The sequence below is a fragment of the Micromonospora sp. IBHARD003 genome, assembly GCF_056106285.1.
The window spans coordinates 7,139,362-7,152,186 of sequence record NZ_JBWBBX010000001.1 but is presented as its reverse complement, the minus strand read 5'-3'; the positions used below and the strand labels follow the sequence as shown (position 1 = coordinate 7,152,186).

The window sequence follows — 12,825 nt, the reverse complement described above, 5'->3', positions numbered from 1 at the left end:
CCCGGTCAGGGGCCGCCTGAGGTGCAGGGGGATGTCTTTATGCTGACCCGGGCCCGAGGGTTCCGCCTAATCACGCCGCAGACAGGAACCGCCGCACCGGACCGCGCGGTCACGCACTCCATAAGTACCCAAATGCGAAATAAAGGAAGAATCTCCGCTGTGGTGTGAGGGCTCCTGCCGCCGCCAGGGAGCGCGGCGGCTCCGTCCGGCACCTCCTCAACGGGGCCAACGTGCCTGCTCCGCTCGCCGGTTGGTTCACCAGGGTGATGGTCCGGGCGTCGAACACCGGTCGGCCCCGGACTTCCCTGAGATTCATTTTGCGCCTCAGGCCCGATTGCCCCGCTACGAAGATCGCGCCCTCGGTCCGTCCTGGACAAGCTCGGGGGCTAGCACGCCTCATCCAATGACTTCAGGCGCCGCCAGCAGATGAGGGCGCATCCAAGGGTGAGAAAGGCTTCATGGATGTCGTCACGTATCTCCCAGCGAATCCGAAGGCGGCGGAACCCGTGCAGATGGGCGAACGCACGCTCGACAACCCAGCGTTGGGTACCCAGTCCGGAACCATGTTCCGTACCTCGTCTGGCGATCACCGGTTTCACATCGAGAGCCCAGACGAGGTGGCGGTACTTGTCGTGGTCGTAGCCTCGGTCACCGAGCACGATGTCGGGGCGGCGCCGGGGTCGGCCGCGCTTGCCGCGTACGGGCGGAATGGCTTCGAGCAGGGGTACGAGCTGGGTGACGTCGTTGCGGTTGCCGCCGGTCAAGGTGGCGGCGAGCGGGATGCCGGTGGCGTCGGTGATCAAGTGGTGCTTGCTGCCCGCTCTGCCCCAGTCGACAGGGCTTCGTCCTGTCTTGGAGCCCCCTTTAACGCCCGGATGTGGGAGCCGTCGACCGCCGCCCGGGAGAAGTCCAGCAAGTTCGCCCTGCGGAGTATGGCCAGGAGAGCCTCGTGGAGCCGGGGCCAGACGCCGGCCTCGGTCCACTCGGCCAGGCGGCGCCAGCACGTCATTCCCGAGCCGAACCCGAGCTCCTGGGGCAAATGTTCCCAGGCGATCCCGGTATGTAGGACGAACAGGATGCCCTGGAACACCAGCCGGTCCGGATGCCGCTTCCGCCCGGGATAGCGGGTCCGACGCTCCACTCTCGGCAACAGCGGTTCGACCACCGCCCATAGTTCATCCTCGACAAGCCACGGCTTCGGCCGAGCCACCCCACACCTCCGGATCGACAGTCCCGGAGTAATCAAACTATCGAAGATCATCTGTTAGGGGTTCTTAGGGCCGTCCCGTGAGTACGAGGGGGATGGTCAAGCTCGAGGACCTTCACGCAGGAGCGGACGGCCCAGCATCCCCCTTGCGGTCACCGATGACTTCCGGGGCCCGGTGGGGTCTCACCCAGTACATGCGCGAGCTGGGCACAAGCTTTGTGAGGGGCCATGACCACCCATGCACTACCACCCGTCGTCGATGCCGCAACCTGGGAGCGCCGGCTTGAGGCGCTGCGTGCTCGGGAGAAGGCCGCGACGCGCGAGCTCGACGCCATCGCCGCCGAGCGTCGCCGCCTGCCGATGGTCGAGATGCCCGACTACATCCTGGAAGGCGAGGACGGCCCCGTTCGGCTGGCGGACGTCTTCGAGGGCAGGAGGCAGCTGATCGTCTACAACCACATGTGGTTCACCGGCCAGGGATGGCAGTGTCCGGGCTGCACGGGGTTCACCTCGCAGTACACCCGCCTGGAGTTCCTGGACAACTACGACGCGCGGTTCGTCGTCGTCACCCAGGGCCCGATCAAGGAGGCGCTCGCCTACAAGCAGCGGGTCGGCAACCGGATGACCTGGTACTCGACTGCCAACAGTCCGTTCGGCACCGACGTCGGCGCACCGCCCGACGGAGGATTCGCGGTCAACGTCTTCCTGCGCCACGGCGATACCGTCTATCGCACCTGGCATACCAACGGCCGGGGAACCGAGCAGCTCAGTCACGCCTTCGCGCTGATCGACGTCCTGCCGTACGGACGACAGGAGGAATGGCAGGACTCCCCCGAGGGCTGGCCCCAGTCGCCGACGTACAGCCGTTGGGCGACGTCCCGGAACATCGCTGCGCTCTACGGCTCGGGCTCGGTCGACGGCTGAACGAGCTGCATCACCGTCGACGAGCGGGTGAACGGGGGAGCATGACCGTCCATCCTCACCCGAGCCGGGATGCGCCGCACAGTTGGGGCAGGAGCGGCGCCAACGCACCCGTAACGGGCGAATGAACCGTCTGGGCTTACTCCGCGTTAGACCGGATGTCGATGCCGGGCAGCGGGTCCCCCACCACCACCCGGCATCCCCTACTCGACCGCATATGCCGACGTGGCCCGCGACATGGAAGGGACAACGATGTCAAGAACTGTCCGCAAGTCGTTCCACGGTGCGAACTTCCCACGAGCGGAGCGCAGTTGACGGAGAGTCCCGAGAAGTGGTCACGGCTGAGTGGCGCGGCACCGTCGGGCACGAACAGGAAGACCGAGAAAGAGGTCGCATGCGTAAGATCCGCAAGCTCATCCGTGATCTGGCGGACATGGTGCAAGCCATGACCCCTCATACGGCACCACGCCCCCAAGGCCACATCGACCAGGGCGGCAACTGGAGTCCGAATCACTTCCGCCAGTCGGAGTTCATGTAGACATGCCCCCCCCGGCCCGGCGCCCCCGGTCGAACCGAACGCCGCATCCGTGCGCAGCCGCACAAGGCGACGCGCCGAACCTCTGCCGTATCACAGCCGAGATCGCTCTTCGAATCAACCGTCGCCGCCGAACCCGGCTCCCGGTGTGTCCGTCCCAGGGGGTCGCGCCGGTCGCGCCGGGAGCCGGCATGGCGGCGGGCATGACCGAGCCCGCCGCCGTCAACCGTCAGGAGAGCTGGCCGTAGTCCGGCAGCTTGAACGTCTTCTCGGCGTGCCCGCCGACGAGGTCGCTCGTCTTGTTGCCGATGTTGGCGATGATCGTGTAGCCCTTCGCCTCGATCTCCGCCCTCTTGCGCGTCTTGTACGTGCTGACCTCGTCGAAGAGATCGGGCAGATCACGCACGTACAGCCCGTCCACCGGGTAGCCGGCCCTCCTCAGGTTGTAGTCCGTGATCGAGTAGATGATGCCCGGACGGGCGGTGACGAAGAAGACGTCCACGCCACGGGAGTCGGCGAAGCGGACGAGGTCACGGACCGGCTTGACCGCGGGGGTCGGCCACTCCCAGAAGGGGTGGAAGTCCGTTTCCAGCGAGGTGTTGTCGATGTCGAGGACGATCGCCTGCTTCTTGTCCGAGGGTTGCGAGGTGCGCTGCTCGATGTAGGGGCGGGCCACGGCGATGACCGCATCCACATCACGCTGCCAGGTCGCATAGTCGACGCCTGCCGCCTGTGCGGCGGTCGTGGCGGTCGTGGCGGCACGGGACTTCGCGGCGGGCTGGGCCTGGGGAGCGGCCGATGCCGTCGGAGCGGTCGCGGTGAGGGCCGCAGCGGCGAGGACCGCCGCCGCTCCGGTTTTCCATCTGCGTGCATGCATGGGGGGGCTCTCCTGGGTGGTCGAGGGTTGCTCGGGAGGGTTGCGCGTTCGCCACGGCCGCACGAACGCACGCTGGCATGCTCGCGTCCCATGATGTACGGAATGAAACATTCCATCTACTGGTCAGTAGCGTGAAAGAGCAGAGAATCAGCGGCGGTTGACCGTCTGTCAGCAGACAGGGCCGATGGAGCAACCGATTCGGGCGCCGACGCCGCGAAGAAGGTCGGGTCCGGGGTTATACGTGCCGGCCTCGGCGACGGTGCCGGTCAGGGCGGCATTCAGCCGTTTCGTGCCACCTGCCGGTCCCGTGACGTGAATTGAGGTTGCGTCAGATCAACTGCCGCCGCCCGTCAGATTCGGGCTCTGCAGGCGTCGGCGGGGCCGGGCCGACTCGGTGACGACCCGTCAGCCTGCGACCGGTCCGCCCAGCGTCCGTTCGTCGTCGGGTCCCGACCAGCAGGCGGTGAGCAGCAGCGCGATGTCGTCGGGCCGGTCGGTCGACCGACGCGCGTCGCGGATGAGGCGGTCGGCGACCTCGGCGACGGTGGCCGGACCTGCCCGCGACAGGGAGGAGCGCAGCTGATCGATGCCGACGTCGATGTCCCTGCCGGGGCGTTCGATCAGCCCGTCGGTGAACAGGGCGAGCACATCCCCCGGTTTGACGGACAGTTCACTGACGGGGTAGGTCTCGGCCGAGTCGACGCCGAGGATGAGGCCGCCCGGCAGATCGAGCACCTCGGTGGTGCCGTCGGCCCGGCGCACCAGCGGCTGGGGGTGACCGGCGCGCACGGCCTGTGCGGCCCCGGTGGCGGGGTCGAGCCGGATATAGCAGCAGGTGGCGAAGTGGGCGGGATCGAGGTCGCTGAGCAGCCGGTTGGTACCGCTCACCACCTCGTCGGGCTCGAGCCCTGCGAGGGCGAACGCCCGGACCGCGCTGCGCAATTGACCCATGATGGCGGCGGCGGAGACGCCGTGGCCCTGAACGTCGCCGATGACCAGGACCAGTCCGCGTTCGGTCTCGATGACGTCGTACCAGTCTCCCCCGACGTCCATGCCCTGGGTGCCCGGCAGATAGCGTCCGACCGTCTCCACGTTCTCGATCACGGGCAGCCGGTGCGGCAGCAGCGCGTCCTGGAGGCCGCGCGCCAGGGCGGCTTCGGTGTCGTAGCGGCGGGCGCGTTCGAGGGCCTGCGCGATGAGGCCGGCGAGGGCGGTGAGGACCGTGCGTTCCTCGGGGGCGAAGCCGCGTGGCTGGTCGAAGCCGAGGATGCAGGAGCCCACGGGACGTCCGGAGGCGATGAGGGGCAGGAACGCACGGGCGCCGACCGAGGCGTCGAGCGGGATGCCGGGATAGGCGGAGGCCATCTGTTCCATGGACTCGAAGAAGATCGGGCGCCCGGTGGTGAGGGTCTCGACACCGGGCAGCAGGGCGTCGAGGCCGACCCCGTCGAAGGGTTGGAGGAATCCCGCCGGGAAGCCGGTCTCCCACGCGAGGTAGAGATGCCGCTCGTGGAGGACGTAGATGGCGAGCTGCCGCCCGCCGAATGCGGGCAGCAGTTCCTCGGTGACGACGGCGGACACCTGCCGTGCCGTGACCGCCTCGGTCAGGGCGATGGCGAGGGCGACCGGCCGGTACAGGGCAGTGGCGCGGTCGGCGGGTGAGGCGAGGATTCCCAGGCCCGCTCCGGAGCGGCCGATCGCCCCGGCCGTGTAGTCGGGGCGGTCGGTGACGGCGATGGTCCCGGTGAGGCCGTGGTGCCCGGGGTAGAGCCACAGCGAGACCCAGTCCTTCGGACCCCGGCTCACCTGGAACCGGACGGGCTCGTGGGAGAGCAGCGCGGCACGGTAGTAGTCCTCGTACGCGGGCAGGTCGAGCCAGGGCACGGCTTCCCACAGGATCCGGCCGACCAGCTCGGCCCTGGGGGATCCGAGGAGCTCTTCCGCCGTGCGGTTGACATAGGTGATCCGCGCGGAGCGGTCGAGCGAGAAGAGCCCGTCGGGAAGGCGGTCGGCGACCGCCTCGCTGGCGATCGCTCCCGCTCCGAGATCGATGAGGGATCCGATCAGCCGGCGCTCTCCGATACCGCCGGGCGGATGGACCGGGCGGCCCGCGAGCTCCAGCAGGGACGGCGGGCCGTCGGCGCGCTGGAGCCGCACTCTGCGCACCACCGGTCTGCTGTCCTGGGCGGCTTCGCGGGCGACGACCCAGAGCTGGTAGACGTCCTCCGGCACGACCCTGGCGGTCAGTGCCTCGATGGTGCCGGGAAAGTCCTCGGGCGGGATGTCGAGGATGGCGCAGAGCTCCTCGTCGGCGATGAGGTCGCCGGTGCTCAGGTCCCAGTCGAAGGCGCCGATCCGCAGCGGACGGCTCGCGACCTCGGGGGTCTGTACGACGAGCGGTTCCGCGCTCCAGCTCACCGGGTTGCCCTCGCGCTGCAGCTGGTCGAGGACGGCGCCGAGCCGCCGGCCCGACTCGTTCAGCCTGCGGCGGTCTCCCTGGTCGACGGGATGCCCCGGAGTCGCCGGACGCAAGGCCACGAGTACCCCGAACGTCTCGTGATCGCTCTCCACCGGCACGTAGAGCGAGCTGAACGGGAACGGCAGCCCGGCCATGAGCTGGGGGAAACGCCGCATGGCCTCTTCGCCGTCCGCGAGATGGATGGGCTGGGACGTGCGGTAGCACTCGGCCACGGGGAAGGGACGATTCACATGCATGCGCCACCACGGACGCATGAGCTCGCCCGGCAGTCCTACGAGGACGGCCAGGCGCAGCAGACCTTCGCTCTCCGAACGCAGGTATACCCCACCGGCGTATGCACCCACCGCGCCGGTCGCATTGACGGCGGCCTCGGCGAGCACGAGACCGAGCTCGCCCGCGCTGGGCACAGCACCGGCGCTCGTCTCGCGTTGCCGGCCGTCCCTGCTTCGCGGGCCATGCCTGGCCGCGCCGTACCAGGTCACACAGCAAGGATGCGTCAGAGCCGTCCGGGCACGCACCTCAGGCCGGGCACTCACGGGCACGGCGGCCCGCCGCCGGTCGGCGAGGCAGTGGGGGGGGCCGTGGGGTGCGGCGGGGCGGAGATCCGCAACTCCACGACTTCGCTGCTCCACGACTCCGCGGCTCCACGACTCATCGGCTCCGCGACAATGGGACGGGTCGAGCCCTCCTCGCCGTACGCGCGACGGGCCGCCCTCGCCGTACGAACGACGGGCCCCCTGGCCCCTCACGCAGAGAATCGGGACTGATCATCATGGGACGGGTCACCGAGCGTCGCCGCATCATCCGGGTCAGGGACGGCGCCGTGACCGCCCGGCCGGACACCCTGGTCGCCGAAGAGCCCATGGAGATCCGGCTGAACGGCCGGCCGCTGGCCATCACCATGCGCACGCCGGGTGACGACTTCGCGCTCGCCGCAGGATTCCTGGTCAGCGAGGGTGTGATCGGCTCGGCCGCGGACGTCCGGTCGATCGTGTACTGCGCCGGCGCCGAGCCGGGCCCGTCCCCCCAGTCGCCTGGTGGCGGCGCGAACACCTACAACGTCGTCGATGTGCAGCTCGCGCCGGGCGTTGTGGTCCCGGACATCACGCTCGAGCGCAATGTGTACACAACGTCGTCCTGCGGTCTGTGCGGCAAGGCCAGCCTTGACGCCGTGCGCACCACGACGCGCTTCCCGATCGCCGACACTCCCCCGCTCCGGGTCGAGCCGGCTCTGCTGTCCCGCCTCCCCGACCGGCTGCGGAAGGCCCAGCGGGTCTTCGACCGGACGGGCGGACTGCATGCCGCCGCGCTGTTCTCCGAGGACGGCGACTTGCTGGACGTCCGCGAGGACGTGGGGCGGCACAACGCCGTGGACAAGCTGATCGGCCGGGCACTGCGCGAGGACCTGCTGCCGTTGTCCCGGGCGATCCTGCTGGTGTCGGGGCGGGCGTCGTTCGAGCTGGCGCAGAAGGCGGTCATGGCCGGCATTCCGCTGCTGGCGGCCGTATCCGCACCGTCGTCGCTGGCCGTCGACCTGGCCCTGGAGACCGGACTGACTCTGGTCGGTTTCCTGCGCGGCTCGGATATGAACGTGTACGCGGGCGAGGAGCGCATCGCACTGCCGTCGCGGGTGTGAGGGGCGGCCCCGCAGGACCGCCCCTGTGCAGGTGAACGGGCGTGGGCGTGACCGTTCAGCGAAGGGTGCGGGGACGGACCGCAGGCGGCGGGATCACATGGAGCGACAGGGTGGCGGAGGGCTCGGCGAGACCCGGTCCCCCCTCCTGCGCCCACGCGAGCACATCGTCCGTTGCCTCGTCGTCGAGCGCCCAGCCGATCCAGGCGGCACGGGCACCCCTGGACCTCGCCGCCGACGACGGCTGGACCACGATCACATTGGCCTGCCCGCACGGTCCGAGGCACTCACTGGTCCGGACCGCGAAGCGGCCATCCGATGCGGCCGCGGCCTCACGCAGCCGGCGGACCTGCGCCGCGTGGTCGGTGCCCGGATGCTTCCCTGCGTCACCGCAGCAGCAGCCCCGGCAGACGACGAGCGTGCAGGGGCGCGATGCTCCGGGGCGTACCCAGGTGCCGTTCACCGGGCCGCTCCCCGGCGGACGGCGCGAGAGGCGACGGCACCGGACCTGACCGCGACGGACGCAACGGCGACGGACGCAACGGCGACGGCCCCTCGCGGCCAAGCGGCCGGGCTACGGGCGGCACGCGAAGCAGCGGACTGCTTCACCGCCGTGGAGCGCCTGCCGTCGTACGGGGCACGGGTGTTGGCCCCGGCGCCGAGGACGGTGAACACCGAGGCGCGGGGGCGGGGATCGAATGGGGACATGGCGGCACGCTATCCGCACGCATGATCTCTTGCTGCGGCCGGGGCAGGTCCGGAGCCGTGGGACGGACCGCAGTTCAGCGAGCCGTCGGTGCGGCCTGCTCCGTGACCGACCCGGGCAGGGCGGATCGCACCTCGGGCGACAACGGCTCGGGCGGGGCCGGCTCCTGCAAGACCGGTTCAGGCGGGGCAGGCTCCCCGGCCCGGCGTTTCGCGATCACCGCGCACACCATCAGCTGTATGTGGTGAAAGAGCATCAGGGGCAGCACGGCGAGGCCCGCCTGCGCGCCGAAGAGCACACTCGCCATCGGAAGCCCCGCCGCGAGGCTCTTCTTGGAGCCCGCGAACTGGATCGCGACCCGGTCCGCACGGCCGAAGCCGAGCCTCTTCGAGCCGTACCAGGTCAGCGTCAGCATCGCGGTGAGCAGGACCGCTTCGACGAGCATCAGCGCACCGAGGCGTGCCGGAGTGATCTGGTGCCAGACGCCCGCGACCACGCCTTCGCTGAAGGCGGTGTAGACGACGAGCAGGATCGAACCACGGTCCACCAGGCCGAGGTGCTTCCTGTGCCGGGCCACGAAGCCCCCGAGCCACCGGCGCAGCAGCTGTCCGGCGAGGAACGGCACCGGCAACTGCAGCACGATCCCGAGCAGCGAGTCCGCGGAGAAGCCGCCGCCCTCGTTCCCGAGGAGGAGCGCGGCCAGCAGTGGTGTGAGGAGCATTCCGGCGAAGCTGGAGAAGGAACCGGCGCAGATCGCCGCGGGCACATTGCCGCGCGCGATCGCGGTGAAGGCGATGGAGGACTGGACCGTCGACGGCACCAGACACAGGAAGAGCAGTCCTGCCGAGAGCTGCGGGGTCAGGACGAACGGGACGAGCCCCCACGCGGCGAGCCCGAGCAGGGGGAAGAGGACGAACGTCGAGGCCAATATGGTCAGATGCAGCCGCCAGTGCCGCATCCCGTCCAGTACCTCACGAGCGGACAGCCGCGCCCCGTAGAGGAAGAAGAGCAGGGCGACGGCACCTGTTGAGGCCGTGCCGGCGAGGGACGCCGCCCGGCCGGAGGCGGGAAGCAGTGCCGCGAGCGCCACCGTGGCGAGCAGCGCCGCCAGAAACGGATCGAGCGGCAGACGCAGACGGAAGTGGTTGCTCCTGTGCTCCACGTGTCCGCTCCCGCCTCCCGCCCTCGTGCCCGGTCTCCCTCCATCCTCACCGCGTCCAGGCCGATCGGGAATCCCGTACTCCGGACTGACTGTCATCACGTTTCATGATGGACGCGTACGCTGGCAAGCGTGTACGAACCCGTCCAGCTGCGTACTTTTCTCGCCGTCGCGCAGACACTGAGCTTCACCCAGGCCGCCCGCCGACTGGGCGTGCGGCAGTCGACGGTGAGCCAGCACGTCCGGCGTCTGGAGGACGCCACGGGGCGGCAACTGTTCACCCGGGACACCCACACTGTGCGGCTCACCGAGGACGGCGAGGCGATGGTCGGCTTCGCACGGACGATCCTGGACTCACAGGAACGCGCGGCCGCCTTCTTCGCCGGCAGCCGGCTGCGGGGCCGTCTGCGTTTCGGCGCTTCCGAGGACTTCGTCCTCACCCGGCTGCCGGAGATCCTGGAGTCGTTCCGCCGCGAGCATCCGGAGGTCGGCCTCGAGCTGACGGTCGAACTGTCCGGCACGCTCCACCGGCAGCTCGATGCAGGCAGGCTCGATCTCGTGCTCGCCAAACGCGCCACCCCGGACGGTCCGGGCGAGCTGGTCTGGCAGGACAGGCTGATCTGGATCGGCGCGCCCCGGCTGCGGCTCGACCCGGACCGTCCGGTGCCCCTGATCGTCTTCCCCCCGCCGGGTATCACCCGCGCCCGGGCCCTGGAAGCCCTGCAGTCCCAGGGGCGCGGCTGGCATGTCGTCTGTACGAGCACCAGCCTCAGTGCGTTGATCGCGGCCGCCCGGGCAGGGCTCGGGGTGATGGCCCACACGCGAGGGCTGGTACCGCCCGGTCTCGCTCCCGTCCCGGCCCGTGCGGGCCTGCCCGAGCTGGGCGATGTCGCATTCGTCCTGCTCCAGGGTCATCGGGCGGGCGCGTCCCGCGGCACCCGGGAGGCCGCGGACGCGCTCGCCTCGTCGATCCTCGCGGGCGGGGACCGGCTGCACCGCCCCGCCGCGCTCTGGTGAAGATCATCCTCAGACCTGCGTAGAGCGGTGGTGTTGGCGGCGTACAGATTCGGTGCAGATTACCGGCGACCTCGCGTGCTCTTTGAGCAGAGCCTTGCCCGACGGTTCGTCCTGTGGCCGGATATGAACGGCTGACCAGCAGCGATGCGATATGTGGCGACCTGCTGAAGCCACTCCCCCTCGCCGGTGCGGTGGGGTACCGTCACCGGCGCTGTGCGGAGCGCCACAAGGAGCAGGTCATTGCGTGAGTTCACGGTTCCACCCTTGGCGATGGCACCGCCTGTCGGCGGGCTGGCGGACGCCGTGTTCGACCACGCCCGCACGGACCCCGATCGGGTCGCGCTCGGCCGCAAGGACGAGTCGGGCCAGTGGCGCGATGTGACCTCCGCCGAGTTCCGTGACGAGGTGCTGGCCATCGCGAAGGGACTGCTCGCGGAGGGGGTGCGGTTCGGCGACCGGGTCGCGATCATGTGCCGTACGCGCTACGAGTGGACACTCTTCGACTTCGCCTTGTGGACGGTCGGTGCCCAGTCGGTGCCGGTCTACCCCACCTCGTCCGCCGAGCAGGTCTTCTGGATGCTGCACGACGCCGAAGTGTCCGCCTGCGTGGTCGAGCACGAGGACCACGCGATGACCATCGGCTCCGTGATCGACCGGCTTCCGCAGCTGAAACGGCTCTGGCAGCTCGACAAGTCCGCCGTGGCCGAGCTCATGGCGGCGGGCGCCCACATCGACGAGGACGTGGTCCACCGGCACCGGCGGGCGGTGACCCCCGAGTCCGTCGCGACGATCATTTACACCTCGGGGACGACGGGGCGGCCCAAGGGCTGTGTCATCACCCATGCCAACTTCATGTACGAGACCGACACGCTCATCGGACGCTGGGAGCCGGTCTTCCATTCCAAGCCGGGTGACGAGCCGGCGACCCTGCTGTTCCTGCCGCTCGCCCATGTCTTCGGCCGCATGGTGGAGGTCGCGGCGATCCGCGGCCGGGTCAAGATGGGGCACCAGCCGGTGCTGCAGGCCAGTGCGCTGCTTCCCGATCTCGCGTCGTTCCGGCCGACGTTCATCCTGGCCGTGCCGTACATCTTCGAGAAGGTCTTCAACGCCGCGCGGCGCAAGGCCGAGGCGGGCGGGAAGACCGGCCCGTTCGACAAGGCGGTCGACGTGGCGGTGCGGTACGCCGAGGCTCAGGAGCACCGCTCCTTCGGGCTCGGCCCCGGGCCTTCGGCGACCCTGCGGATGCAGCACCAGTTCTTCGAGAAGGTCGTCTACCACAAGGTCCGTGAGGCCATGGGCGGCCGGGTGCGCCATGCGATGTCCGGCGGCTCGGGCATGGACCGGCGGCTGGGTCTCTTCTTCGAGGGTGCGGGCGTGACCGTGTTCGAGGGGTACGGACTCACCGAGTCGACCGCCGCCGCGACGGCGAACCCGCCGGAGCGGACCAAATACGGCACGGTCGGACAGCCCATCCCGGGAACGACGATCCACCTCGCCGAGGACGGCGAGGTTTGGGTGCGCGGCGGTCAGGTGTTCTCCGGGTATCTCAATGACCCGAAGGCGTCCGACGCCGTGCTCAACGACGGCTGGCTGGCCACCGGCGACCTGGGCTCGCTGGACGAGGACGGCTATCTCACCCTCACGGGCCGCAAGAAGGAGATCCTGGTGACCTCCGGTGGCAAGAGTGTCTCGCCGGTGGGTCTCGAGGAGCGGGTCAGGGCGCATCCGCTGGTGGCGCAGTGCATCGTCGTCGGAAACGACCGGCCGTACATCGCGGCACTGGTCACCGTGGACCAGGAAGCGGTGGAGCACTGGCTGGCCATGCGCAACAGAGGGCCCATGCCACCGGCGGAGCTGGTGCGCGACCCCGATCTGGAGATGGAGATCCGGCGGGCTGTGGTCGCCGCGAACACCCTGGTGTCGCAGGCCGAGTCCATTCGTACGTTCCGGATTCTGGCGCATCCGTTCAGCGAGGAGCACGGGCTGCTCACCCCGTCGCTGAAGCTGAAGCGGAAGGCGATCGAGACGGCGTACGCGGCCGAGGTGGACGCCCTCTACCACTGACAACGGCGCACGGGGTGGCTCGCTGTGATGCCCGGGCGGGGCAGACAGGGCGGGAGGGCACTTTCGTGGTGCCCAGGGTTGTACGGTGTTCACCGGTGCCGCAGCGTGGCGTCTTCTGGGACGCGGTTCTCGGCTCGGGGCCCCCACAGCGCGGAGCCGAACGGGTCCACTCTTCCCCGGCGGAATGCCATCGTCCGGGCGCTCGTTGACACAGGTGCACCAACCGA

The 12,825-nt window shown here is 69.6% G+C and carries 11 protein-coding genes; 5 read left to right on the top strand and 6 right to left on the bottom strand.

All coding sequences use genetic code 11. The features are described from left to right. Nucleotides 1-386 precede the first annotated feature (386 nt). Nucleotides 387-1,210 (bottom strand): IS5 family transposase gene (locus ACTWOL_RS31290; RefSeq protein WP_474301297.1). Its coding sequence is split into 2 segments (ribosomal slippage): nt 387-865 and nt 865-1,210, totalling 825 coding nucleotides; the frame shifts between segments, so codons are not numbered across the junction. A gap of 225 nt (nt 1,211-1,435) precedes the next feature. On the opposite strand from ACTWOL_RS31290, the gene ACTWOL_RS31285 reads away from it, so the two are divergent. After that, nucleotides 1,436-2,131, top strand: a complete 696-nt coding sequence (locus ACTWOL_RS31285) for a DUF899 domain-containing protein (RefSeq protein ID WP_474300208.1) — start codon at nt 1,436-1,438, stop codon at nt 2,129-2,131. A gap of 391 nt (nt 2,132-2,522) precedes the next feature. Beyond that, on the top strand, nt 2,523-2,666 hold the full coding sequence (locus tag ACTWOL_RS31280) for a hypothetical protein (RefSeq protein WP_474300207.1): 144 nt from the start codon (nt 2,523-2,525) through the stop codon (nt 2,664-2,666). Nucleotides 2,667-2,892: 226 nt separating this feature from the next. On the opposite strand, the gene ACTWOL_RS31275 is transcribed toward ACTWOL_RS31280, so the two are convergent. Further along, nucleotides 2,893-3,540, bottom strand: coding sequence for an HAD family acid phosphatase (locus tag ACTWOL_RS31275; RefSeq protein WP_474300206.1), 648 nt, complete (start codon nt 3,538-3,540; stop codon nt 2,893-2,895). Nucleotides 3,541-3,945: 405 nt separating this feature from the next. Then, a complete protein-coding gene (locus tag ACTWOL_RS31270) occupies nt 3,946-6,501 on the bottom strand; it encodes a SpoIIE family protein phosphatase (protein WP_474300205.1) in 2,556 nt (851 codons plus the stop codon). A 290-nt stretch (nt 6,502-6,791) separates the two neighbouring features. Here ACTWOL_RS31270 and fdhD point away from each other — a divergent pair, with 290 nt between their 5' ends. Further along, a complete protein-coding gene (fdhD, locus tag ACTWOL_RS31265; RefSeq protein WP_474300204.1) occupies nt 6,792-7,655 on the top strand; it encodes a formate dehydrogenase accessory sulfurtransferase FdhD in 864 nt (287 codons plus the stop codon). A gap of 55 nt (nt 7,656-7,710) precedes the next feature. On the opposite strand, the gene ACTWOL_RS31260 is transcribed toward fdhD, so the two are convergent. From ACTWOL_RS31260 to ACTWOL_RS31250, 3 genes are all read right to left on the bottom strand, one after another. Continuing rightward, nucleotides 7,711-8,115 carry a (2Fe-2S) ferredoxin domain-containing protein gene (locus tag ACTWOL_RS31260; RefSeq protein WP_474300203.1) on the bottom strand — a complete coding sequence of 135 codons (405 nt, stop codon included), beginning with the start codon at nt 8,113-8,115 and terminating at the stop codon, nt 7,711-7,713. Continuing rightward, nucleotides 8,112-8,360: a hypothetical protein gene (locus ACTWOL_RS31255; RefSeq protein ID WP_474300202.1), complete on the bottom strand. Its 249-nt coding sequence runs from the start codon at nt 8,358-8,360 to the stop codon at nt 8,112-8,114. The genes ACTWOL_RS31260 and ACTWOL_RS31255 overlap by 4 nt, the downstream gene beginning before the upstream one ends. 74 nt (nt 8,361-8,434) lie before the next feature. Then, a complete protein-coding gene (locus ACTWOL_RS31250; RefSeq protein WP_474300201.1) occupies nt 8,435-9,520 on the bottom strand; it encodes a bile acid:sodium symporter family protein in 1,086 nt (361 codons plus the stop codon). 129 nt (nt 9,521-9,649) lie between these two features. Between ACTWOL_RS31250 and ACTWOL_RS31245 the strand changes: the two genes are divergently transcribed. Beyond that, complete coding sequence (locus ACTWOL_RS31245; protein WP_474300200.1) at nt 9,650-10,534, top strand: LysR substrate-binding domain-containing protein; 885 nt, start codon at nt 9,650-9,652, stop codon at nt 10,532-10,534. 270 nt (nt 10,535-10,804) lie between these two features. Further along, nucleotides 10,805-12,598 carry an AMP-dependent synthetase/ligase gene (locus tag ACTWOL_RS31240; RefSeq protein ID WP_474300199.1) on the top strand — a complete coding sequence of 598 codons (1,794 nt, stop codon included), beginning with the start codon at nt 10,805-10,807 and terminating at the stop codon, nt 12,596-12,598. Nucleotides 12,599-12,825 lie beyond the last annotated feature (227 nt).